The 15,624-nt window shown below is 54.1% G+C and carries 12 protein-coding genes; 9 read left to right on the top strand and 3 right to left on the bottom strand.

The window, feature by feature from the left end; genetic code table 11:
• Nucleotides 1–79: 79 nt before the first annotated feature.
• The 5 genes from AAC01S_RS00220 (at nt 80) to thrS (ending at nt 7,482) form a co-directional block, all read left to right on the top strand.
• Nucleotides 80–1,552 (top strand): spore germination protein, encoded by a 1,473-nt coding sequence (locus AAC01S_RS00220; RefSeq protein WP_281178096.1) that lies wholly within the window; start codon nt 80–82, stop codon nt 1,550–1,552.
• Nucleotides 1,553–1,557: 5 nt separating this feature from the next.
• Entirely contained in the window at nt 1,558–2,682 is a 1,125-nt protein-coding gene (locus AAC01S_RS00215; protein WP_169793980.1) for a Ger(x)C family spore germination protein, read from the top strand.
• Nucleotides 2,683–2,690: 8 nt separating this feature from the next.
• Complete coding sequence (locus tag AAC01S_RS00210; RefSeq protein ID WP_245629995.1) at nt 2,691–3,770, top strand: GerAB/ArcD/ProY family transporter; 1,080 nt, start codon at nt 2,691–2,693, stop codon at nt 3,768–3,770.
• 112 nt (nt 3,771–3,882) lie between these two features.
• The gene (locus tag AAC01S_RS00205; protein ID WP_067616932.1) at nt 3,883–5,385 is read left to right on the top strand and encodes a spore germination protein; all 1,503 of its coding nucleotides are present in this window, start codon (nt 3,883–3,885) and stop codon (nt 5,383–5,385) included.
• A gap of 420 nt (nt 5,386–5,805) precedes the next feature.
• The gene (thrS, locus tag AAC01S_RS00200) at nt 5,806–7,482 is read left to right on the top strand and encodes a threonine--tRNA ligase (RefSeq protein ID WP_067616931.1); all 1,677 of its coding nucleotides are present in this window, start codon (nt 5,806–5,808) and stop codon (nt 7,480–7,482) included.
• A gap of 92 nt (nt 7,483–7,574) precedes the next feature.
• Here the strand turns inward: thrS and AAC01S_RS00195 are convergent, their stop codons facing one another.
• Nucleotides 7,575–8,639 (bottom strand): C40 family peptidase, encoded by a 1,065-nt coding sequence (locus tag AAC01S_RS00195; RefSeq protein WP_067616930.1) that lies wholly within the window; start codon nt 8,637–8,639, stop codon nt 7,575–7,577.
• Between the two features lie 232 nt (nt 8,640–8,871).
• Here AAC01S_RS00195 and galE point away from each other — a divergent pair, with 232 nt between their 5' ends.
• Nucleotides 8,872–9,885, top strand: a complete 1,014-nt coding sequence (galE, locus tag AAC01S_RS00190; protein WP_067616929.1) for a UDP-glucose 4-epimerase GalE — start codon at nt 8,872–8,874, stop codon at nt 9,883–9,885.
• A gap of 3 nt (nt 9,886–9,888) precedes the next feature.
• Here the strand turns inward: galE and AAC01S_RS00185 are convergent, their stop codons facing one another.
• Nucleotides 9,889–11,499, bottom strand: a complete 1,611-nt coding sequence (locus AAC01S_RS00185; RefSeq protein WP_245629981.1) for a putative polysaccharide biosynthesis protein — start codon at nt 11,497–11,499, stop codon at nt 9,889–9,891.
• A 132-nt stretch (nt 11,500–11,631) separates the two neighbouring features.
• On the opposite strand from AAC01S_RS00185, the gene AAC01S_RS19105 reads away from it, so the two are divergent.
• Together AAC01S_RS19105 and AAC01S_RS00180 are read left to right on the top strand one after the other, a co-directional pair.
• A complete protein-coding gene (locus AAC01S_RS19105) occupies nt 11,632–11,778 on the top strand; it encodes a hypothetical protein (protein ID WP_157070982.1) in 147 nt (48 codons plus the stop codon).
• A gap of 292 nt (nt 11,779–12,070) precedes the next feature.
• On the top strand, nt 12,071–12,283 hold the full coding sequence (locus AAC01S_RS00180; RefSeq protein WP_157070981.1) for a hypothetical protein: 213 nt from the start codon (nt 12,071–12,073) through the stop codon (nt 12,281–12,283).
• 450 nt (nt 12,284–12,733) lie between these two features.
• Here AAC01S_RS00180 and AAC01S_RS00175 read toward each other — a convergent pair whose 3' ends face one another.
• Entirely contained in the window at nt 12,734–13,579 is an 846-nt protein-coding gene (locus AAC01S_RS00175) for a MurR/RpiR family transcriptional regulator (RefSeq protein WP_281178095.1), read from the bottom strand.
• Nucleotides 13,580–13,995: 416 nt separating this feature from the next.
• Between AAC01S_RS00175 and AAC01S_RS00170 the strand changes: the two genes are divergently transcribed.
• Nucleotides 13,996–15,600 (top strand): ABC transporter substrate-binding protein, encoded by a 1,605-nt coding sequence (locus tag AAC01S_RS00170; RefSeq protein ID WP_067616922.1) that lies wholly within the window; start codon nt 13,996–13,998, stop codon nt 15,598–15,600.
• Nucleotides 15,601–15,624: the final 24 nt, after the last annotated feature.

The raw sequence follows: 15,624 nt of genomic DNA, 5'->3' as shown, positions 1-15,624 counted from the left end.
ATAATCGGAATGAGGAAGTGAAGGCGTTTTGCACCTCAATCGATCGCGGCGCAGATTTCACACTCATCACCATTCGTCGGTGTCGACAGCCAAGGCTGACTCTCTCCCGTATCGCGGAGATATCAACGAAGCCCTGTCCTACACCTCGTCACATCTCGGTCAAAGTGACGACTTTGTGATAAGAAACCTTCAAGTGGCGGGACGGCGCTGTGTCCTTCTGTTCTATGTGAGCATTTGTAAAAGTGATGTGGTGGAGAAAACCATTCAGTCACTGTTGCAACATCATTACCCGAAGCGCATTCGCATGACGTTCGAGTCGTACGTTCTCAATCACGTCTTGACTGGCGCGAATCCGTGTTTGACATCGGACTTGCGCGACACAATCAGACCGTTGGACACAGGTGATCTCGTCATTCTCATTGAACGTGTATCCCATGCCATCGTCATTCCGGCGCGGAGCGTCGAGCATCGGGTTCCGGAGCAGCCGACCATTGAGGCGTCGACGCGCGGCTCGCAAATTAGCTTTGTCGAAGACTATCAAACGAACTTGGGTCTTATCCGGGCAAGTTTGGCGTGTCCTAGTCTCACCGTAAAGGAGTACAGACTCGGTGCAAGAAGTGAAAGAACTGTCGCCATGGTGTATCTGCGGGACATCGCGAACCCTTCCTTAGTGAGTTCCATCGACCAGAGGATCCTCCAGGTGAACATAGATTTGATCAACGGATCGGCGACAGTTGAACAAATGCTGTCAGAGCATCCGTGGAATCCTTTTCCCGTATCGAGAGTGACGCAGCGAATCGACACCGTCACGCGTGAAGTTGTACAAGGCAAAGTCGTGCTCATCGTGGATGGGGATCCGTGTGTGCTCCTGTATCCCGCCACCATCCAGGACTTTTTTCAAACGGAAGAAGATTACACGCGCTCCACATGGGAGGCGACGCTCATTCGCGGACTACGAGTGATCGCGTTATTCCTGAGTCTCTATTTGCCTGCACTATATGTCGCTTTCGTCGATTTTAATCCAGAACTGCTGCCAAAGGTGCTTGGTAACCAGATTGCGCAGTCTCGTGAGGGGGTTCCATTTTCGGCGTTTGTAGAGGTTGTCTTGATGCAAATCGTGGTTGAGATTCTGCGTGAAGCTACTTTGAGGATGCCGAGGCAGTTGGGACAAACGCTCAGTATTGTTGGAGGTCTTGTCGTCGGCGAAGCGACGGTACAAGCTGGCTTGGTGAGCAATATTCTCATCATTGTCGTTTCGCTGACCGCCATTAGTTTCTTCGTAATACCAAGCTATGAGTTCACCAGTGTACTGCGTATCGGAAGTTGGATTGCTCTGTTGGCGTCTGCCACATTTGGTTTCTACGGAATATTGCTCGTGTCGCTTTGGTTTCTGCATGAAGTTGTGAGTTTGAGATCATTCGGGACGCCATATCTCGCGCCGATGGATGGAGAATATCTAAGGGATTTCTTGGTCGATGGTTTCGTTCGGCTTCCGCTGAAGTTACTCAACAAACGGACGCAACACAACAAGCCTGTTGATGATAAGGGATGAGTGTCGTGAGGTTTCGTCGCATCGTCCTCTGCCTATTGCTTTGCCTGCCGCTGTCGGGTTGCTGGGACTATCATCGAGTCAACGACAGAGCACAGGTGACGGGCATCGCCGTGGATCCTGATCCAGATAACTCACATCACGTGATTTTCACACTGCACGTACCCATTTTTTCACAAAGCTCAAACTCAAGCGGAAGCAACATGAGTGGTTCCGGAAGTGCCAAACACTATAAGAACTTCACGGTTTCGTGCGGGACGTTGTCCACTGCGCTGTCCGAACTCCAGACGAGAAACAGCAAGGAATTTTATCTTGCAAGCTTGCAAGTGCTTATCCTAAATGAACATCTTCAAGATAAACAGATTGAGCGTGTTGTCGCATCTATCATGGGCAATATGTCATCGGACAAACTGGCATTCATCTTCATGACACCCGAAACGGCCGCAGGTTTTCTTAGCGGGTCAAGCATTGACGAACCAGTGGACGACTTGGTTAATGTGTTCAGTCGGGTTCGGCAGTCCGGTTATACGGTACGACGGAGGACTTGGGAGTTTTGGAGAGACACAACCCAGCCCGGTATTAACCCGACTACCGCCATGTTGCGCTCGTCTCCAGAGGGATTTGATGTCGGAGGCGCAGTCGTATTCGAGGGCTTTCAGCCCGTTTGTGAATTGCCGATGCAAGATGTGGTCTACTACAACATTATCCTGGGCAAATTAAAAAACATGGCGATTTCATTTGAGTACAACGACTCGGATTTCGAATTATTGCATATCAAATCGACGAGTAAGAGATTCGTTCGTCAAGTCCACGGGCATTTGCAACTCGTTCTGAAGATTCTTCTCAAAGGTGATCTTGATGTGAACGCCACCAATGGAGAGATAGAAGTATCGCCTCAAGATATGCAGCTTTATGAAAAGGCGGTCGAGACGACAGTGGAGCAACACACGATCGAAGTTATTCGAGCATGCCAAAGGAATAAAGTGGATCCTTTCGGTTTTGGGTTAAGGGATATGGTGGTTCACCCAAAGGACGCCTCAATTATCTCCAACCATTGGTCGACTCTCTTTTCGTCCGCGCAGATTGATGTTCGCGTCAAAGCTGAAATTGGACACAAGGGAGCGCTCAACTAGTGCAACGCATGACATATTTGCAAACGCTTTCGCTGGCCTCGGTAAGTTACCTTCCTCTGGCCTATTGGATATTTCCTGGCGTTGCGGTGAAATACGCCCATTTAGACGCCCTATGGGCAATGCTTGGAGTTATCGGTGCTAGTCTGGTGATGGCATGGGGGCATCAGTGGATCAATAATCGTCTCCCCGACGTGGGGGGATTTGATATTGTTGTCCGCGTTTGCGGACGAGGGATTGCAACCATGATTGGGGTTGTCTACGTACCGTGCTATCTCCTGTTTGTCGCCTTGTGCTGCTATTTTTTCGCGTCCATGATGAAAGCATATTTTCCGGCGACTCCACGCTTTGTGTTCTTGATGACATTCGTGTTGCTTTCTTGGAGAGGGGCTTGGGGCGGGATAGAGAATTTAGGTCGCGTCGCGAGTATTGTGTTTCCGATGACTTTAGTCGGGAACCTCACGAGTTGCATTGCCGTCATGATCCGTGGAGAATACCGATGGATACCAACTCAGGTGGTCAGCCTGCAAGATACCTGGCTGGGAGTGCTTCACCTGCTTCCACTCTACTTAGGCTTCAATATTTTCTTGATGCTCAATCCGTACTACTACAACAGCAGATTGTCGAAATGGTATTGTTACATCAGCGTCGTGATCGCGGGAGTGGCGATGTTGACATCCTTTTTCGCGGTATTGAGCAATTTGGGATGGTTTGCTCCGGAACACCTTACCTTTCCCATGCAGTTTACTCTTGGCCTCCTGCATTTAAGGGGATTTTTAATCGAGCGAATCGGTATCGTTATTATTATCCTCGCTACCGCGTACACAGTATTGTTTACGAGTAACCACATATGGTGCCAGGCAACGCTGATCGCTCGTATTTTGGGACAACCGGAGGACGACTACCGTCGATTTTCGGTCCTTGTGGTTGCAATCATCGTCGGTATGGCGATGGCTGTCCGAAACGGTGCCGACGCACTTTGGTTGTACAATCATGTGCTCGTACCTATCAGTTGGTGTCTTTTGCTAGGGGTGCCTCTGCTCCTTGTCGCACTCATGCTGATTCGGCGTATACAGTATACATGTGAATAGGTCGCTCTGCTTTCGAATGGTTTCAGGTGCGTACTTACTCCAGCAATGTGCATAAAATGCGGCCGTTCGGGGACGTCTATACGGAATGCACAAAAATGGAGGAGACGTGTCAATGAGCCAATCCATGGAAAAGATTGAGACGGTGCCAGTGAGTCGGTCGCTCGAGGACAACGTGAACTACGTGAACGATCTCCTCGGGATCGGCACGACTTGGGACATCATGGCCAAACCGTTCCGGTACGGAAAACTCAACATGATGTCCTACGTGACGAACGGTTTCTTTTTAACGATGAACGTCGTCCTCGTGTTGGACAGCTTCCACAAAAACGTGGAGGCGTTTGAACAGCAGAAGAAGGGCGAGGACTACACCATCGAAGAGTTGGTGTTTTATCTCAACACCAACATCGATTTCGTTCAGGTCCAAGTTATCGATAAAATGAGCGATGCGGTTCGCTTCATTCTGTCCGGACCGCTGATTACGTTTATCGACGGATACGATAAGGTGCTTTTGATCGATACCCGTGTGTATCCGATGCGCAGTATCGATCAGCCCATGACAGAGCGTGTCGTTCGCGGAAACCACGATGGCTTTACCGAGACAATGCTCATGAACACGACGCTCATTCGCCGCCGTTTGCGGGATCCACGGCTGCGCGTGGAGCTGTTTCAAGTCGGCGGCAGGAGTCAGACCGACGTCAGCCTGATGTACTTAAAGGACGTTGCTGATGAAGAATTGGTCGAGAAGATGCGAAACCTCATCAAGAGCGTCAAGTCGGAAGGCATGATGATGGGCGAACAACAGATTATCGATCTCATGGGCAAGGTCAAATGGAATCCGTATCCGATTGCTCGCTACACCGAGCGGCCGGACGTCGCCGCAACGTGCCTGTTGGAAGGCCAGGTGGTGATCGTGGTCGATACGACAGCCGAAGTCATTATCGCGCCAACAACGTTCTTTCAGCACATTCAGAATCCGCAAGAATACCATTCGTATCCACTCGTTGGGACATACTTGCGGTGGGTGATTGCCGTGGCGGTCTTCATGAGCATCTTTTTGCCTGGTGCATTTATCGTGGTCAATCAGCATCCGACGCATATCCCGCACTGGGCGAGTTTCTTTATTGCGTCACGTCACGATCCGCTGCCGCTTTGGGCGGAATTGCTCGTTGCCGAACTCGCGCTCGACATCCTTCGTTTTGCGGTGCTCAACACACCGACGGCCATGGCCTCGTCGATCGGCATCATCGCAGCGTTACTGTTTGGCCAGTTTGCGACACAGATTCAACTGCTTCAGCCAGAAGTGCTTGTCTACATGGGATTTGTCATGCTGGCGCAACACGCCACTTCGTCGTTCGAACTCGCTTCGGCGAACCAGTTGGCGCGTATCTGGATTATGCTGTGGACCGCAGGGTTGAATTGGGTTGGTTTTGCAGTCAGTGTCGTCAGTTGGGGACTGTTGCTGGTGTTCACGAAATCGTTTGGCAAACCGTACCTCTGGCCGCTGATCCCGTTTCGTTGGAAGAATGGCTTGCACGATCTCGTCGCTCGTTGGCCGAGTCAGGATCTCGAGGGCGTGCCCGAATTGTTCCGATCGCACCGGCGCAGACGAACATGATGGCCGAAGGTCACTGGTCGACGGCGGCGGACTTGGGATTGACAGGCTGGACGAGAGCGTATATGCTTCTCACCATAACAACTGGATACATGAGCTGTGATCAGGGACATGGGTGATGATGAAACGACTGTCCAGAGAGGGAATCCACCGGCTGAAAGGTTCCCCGTGTACGCCATCGTACTTACCACCCTGTAGCTGCTGCGGGGAACCACCGCGACAAAGCGGTATGTATCCGTGGCCGGAGGGTCACCTCCGTTATCGAAATGAAGGCTCGCCATCGTGTGAGCAAATTAGGGTGGAACCACGGCGTCAGTCGTCCCTTCGGGGGACGATTGGCGCCTTTTTGTTTTGCGGCGGTGAGACGATGCGGTCGCCACGTGGTTCAAATCATCAACATTTGAAGAAAGGAGAACGATGTCGATGAAACGCGTACAGGAGTTTGCAGGGCAAACGGACGAACAGGAGGTTTTGCGCTCGACTACCGCGGTGACAGCGGCGTCTTCTCCGGATTCGGAGCCACGGACTGGGGCGGCCGCGTGCCAAGCCATGTTGATATTGGGCAAGGCTGTCCAGGAACGTTACGGTGAAGCGGATGCGCTGCTGGTTGGAGGCCAGGTGGATCACGCCGCCTTCTACTGCGATTTTGACGTTCAGTCTCCGATATCGGTGACGGAGTTGTCGGCGATTGAGGACACCATGCGAGACATCGCGAGTCGAGAGGCGGACGCTTCGGCGCCTTCTCCCTGTGCGGCGTTCAAGTTGTTGACGGTGGGCGGCGTACACCGCCCGACGGGGGCTCGCAAGGAAATGCTGCAGCGCATTCAGGGCGTGGCGTTCGCGACTACGGCGGAACTTGCGGCACATCTCGCGCAGTTGGAGGATGCCCGGGCGCGCGATCACCGGAAGGTCGCGAAGGAACTCGAGTTGTTCATGTTTTCCGAGGACGCGCCTGGTATGCCGTTCTATCTGCCTGGCGGACTCGCGTTGCGCGAAGCGATCGAAGGATTCGAAAAGTCCTTGCAGGCGTTCGACTACGATGAGGTGCGCACGCCGCTGATGATGCACGAACGGTTTTGGCAGCAATCGGGTCACGCGGAGAAGTATCGCGAGAATATGTACTTTGTCGACGTCGACGACGAGAAGCACGCCTTGAAGCCGATGAGTTGTCCGGGTCACATGCTGATCTACAAGAGCCAGACGAGATCGTACAGAGACCTGCCGCTGCGACTGGCGGAGTACGGCATCTGCCATCGGCACGAATTGTCAGGCACGTTGAGCGGTCTGACACGCGTGCGATCCTTCACGCAGGACGACGCCCACATCTTCGTTCGCGCCGATCAGATTCTGCCGGAAGTCTCCGGCGTGATCGAACTGCTGGATCACATTTACCGCGTATTCGGATTTACGTACCGCGTCGAATTGTCGACGCGGCCGGACAACGCGCTGGGCAGTGTCGCCTTGTGGAATCAGGCGGAAGATGCCTTGCGCGAAGTGCTTCATATCCACCAGATTCCTTATCAAGTCAATGAAGGGGACGGCGCGTTTTACGGGCCGAAAATCGATTTTCACATCGAGGACGCGTTGAAGCGTCGCTGGCAATGCGGAACCATCCAGTTGGACTTTCAACTGCCCGAGCGCATGGATTTGGTGTACGTCGGCGAGGATGGGCAGCTTCACCGGCCCGTTGTCATCCATCGCGCCATCTTCGGGTCCATGGAGCGGTTTATCGCGATTTTGATTGAGCACTACGGCGGGGTCTTTCCACTTTGGCTCGCGCCGATTCAGGTAAGGTTGCTTCCGGTCGGGTCTGAGCACCGCGATACCGTCAAGGATCTGGCAAGGCGATTCAAGGGCGCCGGGATTCGCGTCGACACCGACTTGCGTCAGGAGAAACTGGGTTACAAGATTCGCGAAGCCCAGCGGCGAAAGATACCCTACACGATTGTGATAGGCGATCACGAAGTCGAGCAAGGGACGCTCTCGGTTCGGCCTTATCAGTCGTCGATCTCACAAGTGTGGGACGGGGACTCGTTCATCGATCACCTCGTGCAGCGCATCCGCCAGCGGGAAGGCGCTCTCGAACCCATCATCCGCTGAGGTCCAACACCGTTCGCATCCGTGAAACATGGGCTGTCCTGGCGCAGGGCAGCCCATGTTTGGATACGACGAAGTCGAATTGGTTTGTTCCATCAATACATCCGTTTCACGGCGGATAAATGGTTGTACCAGTAGCTTCCGGGCGCGACGCTGAGATAGCCTACTTTGCCGAGGCCGCCGCCGCACTGGATCATCTGGTTGTTGCCCACGTAGATCCCGCTGTGTCCGCCGTCGTTGAACGACAGCAAGTCACCGGGTTGCATGTCGGCCGTTGGCACGGTCGTGCCGACCGAGGTGTACTGGGTCTTCGACGCGGTGCTGAATACGTATCCGAGTGCGTGGTGATAGACGTACTCGACGAAATTGGAGCAATCGAAGCCTGTCTGTCCGCGATCCTCGTTGTGGTCCAGTTCGTACGGCGTTCCCAGTTTGCTCTCGGCGACCTGGAGGATGGCATTGAATTTCGCGGTTGCTGACGCGTTGACGCCGGCAATCGGCGTGATCGACGGGTCGAGCGTGATTCCTGGGGGCAAGGAGACGGTTGGCGCGTTCGTAACTTCTTTCGTATAGTACGACGATGTCGTGATATAACCCGATTTTCCGTCGGGCGCTTGCACATGGTACCAGTAACTGTTGCCCCCGGACTCAAGGGTCAGTTGCGTCCCAACCTGCTCCAGTTCAATACGGGTCGATCCCGTCGCCGGCTGCGCAATCAAATACGCGCTGTTCAGCACTTCCACGGTCGGGTTGGACGTGGACGAAGGCGCGGAGGTGCTCGTGGCGACGCTTGACGGGGACGTTGCCGTCGATGTGGATGTCGATGTCGACGAGGATGCGGTCTTCGATGTGGAACTGCTGGAGGCGTTCAATTCCTCCGTATAGTACGTTGTGGTAGTGATGTATCCGGATTTTCCATTTGGCGCTTCGACGTGATACCAGTACGAATTGCCGCCTTGCTCCAGGGTCAATTGGGTGCCGACTGGCTCCAGCTGAAGTTTGGTCGATCCCAATTTCGGAGCCGTAATCATGTACGCTGCATGGACAACTTGGACAACCTTCGCCGAAGATGACGTGGTACTGGCCATCGCGACCGACGTTCCGAGCGACAGTGTCATGATGCTAGCCGCAATCGATGTGGTGACTGTCCGGTTCTTCAAACGAAAATTCCTCCAATGCCTGCGAACCCCCTGATCTGGGATTCGGCGTTGTGATTTCCTAAAAAAGCATATCATATGGATTAAATTCATACTTGGCATAAATGGTAGAATTGCAGGAAATAGATGGGCGGCGGAGTCTGTCGCGGGTAAGAAATCCGTGATTTTCCAATGGGAATCGACTATAGTGGAGACATACGCAATCATACCCAGGCACAATGGTGGAGGTGTTGCTGTGAATATCCTGGTCACTGGCGGGGCTGGCTATATCGGATCGCACACGTGCGTCGAGCTCCTGGACGCCGGATACGATATCGTGGTGATCGACAACTTCGACAACAGCAAGCGCGAGGCGTTGGCACGCGTCAGCGCCATCACGGGAAAGGAATTTCCCATCTATGCTATCGACTTGCTGGATAAAGACGCAGTTGAAACCGTCTTTCGAGCACATCGGATTGACGCTGTGATTCACTTCGCGGCTTTGAAGGCGGTCGGCGAGTCGGTCGCGCAGCCGCTGCGGTATTACAAGAACAATTTGCTCAGCACCCTTCATCTGTGTGAAGTGATGCAGACTTTTGGTGTGAAGCGCTTCGTGTTCAGTTCCTCCGCTACGGTGTATGGGGCGCAGGAAACGGTGCCTTTGCGCGAGGACTTGCCATTGGCCCCGGTGAATCCATATGGTCAGTCGAAGGCGATGATCGAGCAGATTCTTCGAGATGTGCACCACGCGGACCACGAGTGGGGGATTGCTTTACTCCGTTACTTCAATCCGATTGGCGCGCACGAGAGCGGCAGGATTGGCGAAGACCCAAACGGCATTCCAAACAATTTGCTGCCGTATGTCACTCAGGTGGCCGTTGGCAAACTTCCTGAACTGACGATTCACGGCGACGACTACGATACGCCGGACGGCACGGGGATTCGCGATTACATTCACGTGGTGGATCTGGCGAAGGGGCATGTCAAGGCGCTGGCGTGGGTCATGCGTGAGAACGGGATAGAGCCTTTTAACTTGGGTACCGGCACGGGCTCAAGCGTGCTGGAGGTCGTCCATGCGTTTGAACAGGCGTCTGGGATCCGCATTCCGTACCGGATCGGTCCGCGCAGGAGCGGGGACGCGGCGCGCAGCTACGCGGACCCTTCGAAAGCGAACCGCGTGCTGGGCTGGCGGGCTGAGAAAACGCTGCTCGACATGTGCCGGGATTCATGGCGTTGGCAGAGCCAAAATCCCAACGGCTATCAGTCGTAATCCCTATCGCGCCGTGTTGTGCGATGAGACAAACGGCATTTTGGCCAACACGCTCACGAGCACGGTTCCGAATACCGGGATGCGTTCCAGTTGTTCGACTCGGACCACTCTCAGGTAGATGGCCGCCACTAAGTAGGTGAACAGTCCGACGATTCCGCTGACGGCCACTTGCAGGCTCGGCGACAGACTGTGCAAGGCGACTTGGGTCTCGCGGATGGGAACAGAGGCCAGCGCGGCCGCGATTAACATTTTGCCAACGTTAAGAAAGTTGACCCAGAGGTGCACGTACTTTCGCACGAAGTAGACGCTGATGACGGTGCTCACGATGCCCGCAATCGCCACGGCGGTCGCTACGCCATAGATCCCTTCTCGTTCGATCCCGACGAAGTAATAGATACACCCGATGCGAATGGCGCTGGTGACGAGCGAGATCAGTGTGGAGATGGCTGCTTTGTTCAACCCTTGCAGGACGGCCGACAGCGGATCGAGCACGTAGAGAAACGCGCAGGTCGGCGCGACGTACGCGAGAATGTCGCCCGCAAGTTTCACGTTGTATAAGGACGTCGCGAGATCGTGGCCGGACAGGGTGAAAAATACGGTGGCTGGCAACGCAAGAAACATCGTCGCTTGGATCACTTGGTTCAATCGTCTGGTGACCAACGCGCCGTTGCGCAACGCCGCCGCTTCCGACACGGCCGGGATCACGACAGAAGACAGCGCCGACGACAACACCGTCGGCAGAAACAATAGTTCCATCGCCATGCCGAACGCGCCGTAGAGCGCCGTTGCCTGCGATTTAGGAATCCCGATCTTCGCGAAGGCCAAATACATGATCACCGGCTCAGCGGCGAACGCGACGATGCCGGTGATGTTGGTGATGGTATTGGGCAAGGCAATCTGCACAAGATCGCGAGCGGTTCCTTGCACGCTCGCGTTCGCTTGCGTCGACGAGGAAGCGGCCTGCACCGCGTGTTCCATCGCCTTTCGATCGCGCGCGAGATAACGTGACAACATAAACAGATACCCTGCCGCCTCGCCCAGTCCCGCGCCAATCATGACCGCGAGCGCGCCATATTGAATGCCGTGCGGACTGAACGCAATCACGAGTGGAATGGTTGTCATGGTGCGGACCGCCGTCTCGACGATCCACGCGACAGCAGGCGGTGTCTGATTCTGAATGCCCATGTAGTACCCGGTCATGACGGACGACAGGCACACCACAGGGATCCGGAACAATGCCCCGATGAACGGCAGGGTGGCACGGGCGTCGAGCCACTTCGCCGCGATTTCCGGCGCAAACGCGAGCGCGAACAGACAGACGGCCGCGGATATGACGAGCACGGTCCCGTTCGACAGACGCCACGCGCGCCGGGCTTTTGCAAGATTGCCGATGGCGATGTTTTCGGCCAAGACTTTCGAGAGCGCGGGCGGCAACGCCAGTGTCGAGATCGTCAGCAGGAGATAAAACAATGGATTGATGGTCTGAAATAAGCCGAATCCCTGCGCACCCAGTTCCCGCGCGACCACGACCTGGATCATCATGGCCATCCCTTTGGTAGCCAGTCCTGCGGCACCGAGTACCATGGCGCCTTGTAAAAATGATTGTTTACGCAAACCGATCCCCTCAATCGCTCTGTCAATCACTCGTGGTCGCATTACATAAGGTATGTCCACGAGGGACAAGAGAGACCAAATCTTCATCGAGGGCTCGTAAAAACAGATTGTACGGAAACGGGAGGTCCAGCTTTGATTCAGGGCGAGCGAGTGTGTTTGAAGCCGTTCACGAAAGAGATGTACCGTCAGTACTACAACTGGCGCATGGATGATGAAGTGATGTATTGGGCGGCGGGGGTATGGCACCGACGCCGTGCGCGCGATTCGTTCATATCGTAAAGTTGGCTTTCAGGTTGAAGGCTGCTTGAGAAGCGCGACGTGGGTGGACGGTGTTCCGAGGGATCAGGTTGTCATGGGGCTGTTGCGGCACGAACTTGTCTAATGTCGAGCCGTGGCGGGAATGGAGAGCGACGGAACGAATTGCCGCTCGTCGTTGCTCGTTTCGGTTCGCGGAGCAGTATAATCAGGACATACCGGGATGAAGACAAGTACATACTTGGCTCGTACCTGATTTGGGTACCATCCATGCCATCGGATGGATCGAGGTGTGGATCACGAAAGGAGAATGGCGTTGCAATATCAATTGTTTCTACGATTCAAAGACGGATTTGTCTATAAGACGGAGCCGTTTTCGGCAGACAACATGCCTGGCGAGGGGAAGTTTCTCGATCTCGTCGTACAAGGATACGAAAGTGATCGAGAGTTGACACTCAACCCGAACGAAGGGCAATCGATGACGCGCAAGTATCGGGATCTGCACTCCGTGGAAATATTGTTTCCTTGACGTGTGCGCCTGGCGAAAGCCGTGGGTTGCTTGGGACAGACGAGCAAATAAGCGGCCCACGGCCACCTATTTGCTCGAAACGGTCGGCTGGTGGAACAATAAGCGGCTCGGAGCCGCCTATTTACCCGTCGGCGTCGGCGAAACGGCGTGGTATCGTCAGTTAAGCGGTCCACGACCGCTTATTCGGGGCAAATGAGAAAATTCGACAGACTTAAGCGGCTCTGGGCCACTTATTCGGCGCGGCTACGCAGAACACGCAGGCGGCAAGGCGGCGCGAGTGCCGACCGTCCTGTCGACAAGTAAAAGATACGCAGTTTCCAGTTGGCCGTCATGCCATGTCAGTCCTTTTGACGAGAGCAAGAGGTTCGTCCTGGCAATCACGTCGTTGGCGGGGTCACGAACGGACGGTGGAGCAAAGGGGGGAACGCTGTCCGCCGCCGTGTTGACCTTTCACAGCTTGTGTCCCTGAATCACATTGCGTGTGGCTTCCAGCGACGCGTACACATCGTCGCGATAGCGGTTTGCCAGGTAGATGAACAACGTGTCGATGATGATCAGCGCGCAAATTCTCGACGCGGTCGCCGCCACGCGAATTTGCGGCTCCACTGCGCTGGTGTACAGGTTGATGTCTGCGAGACGACTTAACGGCGTGTCCTTGAACCGCGTGATTGCGATGACGGTGGACCCATTGCTTTTCGCGATCTCGGCGACTTCAATGACGTCGGAGGTTGTGCCGGATTCCGATACTGCGAGAAACACATCTCCGGTGCGAAGCTGCGCGGAGAATATCGCAGCCTTGTGGAAATCACATGAATGATTCACGTAAAACCCGACCCTTGTCAGCTTTTGCGCGAAATCGGCAGCCACCACTTCCGAAGCGCCGACGCCCATGGTCATGATTCGCCGAGCCCCGTGCAACGCTTCAGCCGTCGCTTGAATATCGGCTTCTTTGAGCAACCGCAGCGTATATTGTATAGACTGAATGCTGCTGTTCTCTACCGAATGCAGAATGGTTCCAAACGAACTGTCCTCTGACAGCTCGACGTATTTGGATGTAGGGATGGATTGCAAATCGCTGGCTACTCGCAGTTTGAAATCTTGGAACCCGTCAAATCCGAGCGATTTCCACAAGCGAACCACCGCGGCAGGGCTGCCGCCGGTCACCTGGGCGAGTTCGTGCACCGTGGTATTGATGAATTCGGCAGGGTGGTCAAGAATAAATCGGGCGATTTTGGCTTCGGATTCGGGCAGGGAATCGACCGACTCCCGCAACCTTACAAGGCCACCTCCTGGCATATACAGCACATCTCTCACCGTTCTCTCCATTCAAAGTCGATGGCCAGGATCCAGTTGCGAATTCTGACAGCAGTATACCATGTCAAGTCTGAAAATACATTGAATCCGCTTGACCATGAAGGTCTCCAACGCGGTTTCCGTTGGAGTTTTCGATCCGACTCTTTCCTTGTGGCAGAAAATATGACTCAATCCAGATTCTAACCATTCCCATTATCGGATGATTCTATTGAACTTCGGGAAAATATTTTCAGATATATAGACATTTTTTCTGAAATTTATTATTATACTGATGACGTTTTCTCAACAAGGAACCTGTCTATGTTAGAAAAATTAACGTAAATCAGGTGGTGATTCCTTCCTGAATTAGCATGTTGTTGCGGGATGTCTCCATACGAACCAAAGAGGGGGATGCATGCGTGAAAAAATTCGCACCTGCTGTGTTGGCGATCGGAACGCTGTCGTTGCTGGTCGCTGGATGCGAAACAAACGAAAATCAACAAGCTGCGGCGAGTACAGTTGCGAGTACGCCACTGGTCGAAGCGCTCGACCAAAACCCGGATACGCTCACGCCTGGACTGGGCACGCTCGCGGCCGACGACGAACCGGAATCGTACATGAACTCGTCGCTCGTGTATCTCGACACCAAAGACAAATTCCAGCCGGAGTTGGCTACCCGGTGGACCGTCTCGAAAAACGGACTGAAGTACACATTCTATTTGAACCCGAAGGCGAAGTGGTCGAACGGCCAAGCGCTGACCTCAGCTGACGTCGTATATTCATGGAAGTATTACACCAACAAGCAGATTCACATCACCACGGATACTGGTTGGAATTATGTGAAGAGTGTGACGGCTTCTGGACCACACACGGTTGTGTTCACGCTCAGCAAATCGTACGCGCCGTTCATGTCAACCGTCGCATTATCGTACATCGTACCCAAGTCCGTGTTCTCCAAATGGACGCCGGACCAAATCAACCATGGCTACTACAATACGCACGAGGTTGGCAGCGGACCTTACATGCTGAAGAGCTGGACAGCAGATCAGCAGTTGGAACTGGTTCCGAATCCGTACTGGTACGGCCCGAAAGTTCACATTCAGGATATTATCTTCCGAATTATCCCGGACGACACGACGCAGTTCAATGAATTGCGCGATGGCAACCTGACCATGGGCTCCATTCCGCCGGAGGATTTGACCCAACTGGGTTCGCTGAAGTCCAACTACAACATCGTGACGCCGCTGCAGGCCACCTACAACCAGATCACCCCCATCGAACAAGGCTTTCTCAAGGACGTGAAAGTGCGCCAGGCGCTCGATTACGCCACACCAAGACAGCAGATTGTCCAGGCGATCCTGCACAATCAAGGAGTCGTTGCAGCTGACGACCAGGTGCCTGGAGGTTACTGGAACGATCCAAACGTGAAACCGCGCCCGTACGATCTGACGAAGGCGGCCGCATTGCTCAAGGCGGACGGGTTCAAGAAGGGAGCTGGGGGCTGGCTGTACAAGGATGGCAAAGAATTTACGGTGCCCATCTGGACCGGTTCCACGAGCAGCACCAACATCCTGATTGCCCAAGCCGTGTCTGCGTCATGGGAGAAAATTGGCGTCAACGCGCCCGTGAAGACGGCGGATTACTCGTTCATCTTCGGCGCAAACGGACCGCAGTTCGACGGCAAGATGGAAGCGCTGTTGTTCAGTTGGGGACAAGGCGTCTTCCCAGACGACACCATCGATTTCAACTCCAAGTACATCATTACCTCGGCAACTTCGGCTGGCGAGAACGCGGAGCGGTACAGCAATCCGGAAATGGACAAGTTGACCGAAGAGGGAACATCCCTTGTCACGGATGCGGCGCGTCGGCAGGTGTACTGGAAGATCCAACAGCTCGAACACGACACGGTACCAATCATTTTCCTCTATTGGGCGAAGTCGGACTTTGCCTACTCCAAGCATCTGCACGGGTTCACGGACACGGTCTTTGGCCACACGCCGGTGTGGGACTGGAGTTTGCAATAACCATGCAATAAACGGCTGAAATAT

It is taken from the genome of Alicyclobacillus acidiphilus NBRC 100859 (assembly GCF_001544355.1).
In the GTDB taxonomy this organism is placed as follows: Bacteria; Bacillota; Bacilli; order Alicyclobacillales; family Alicyclobacillaceae; genus Alicyclobacillus; species Alicyclobacillus acidiphilus.
This window is presented reverse-complemented; position numbering and strand designations above follow the sequence as displayed.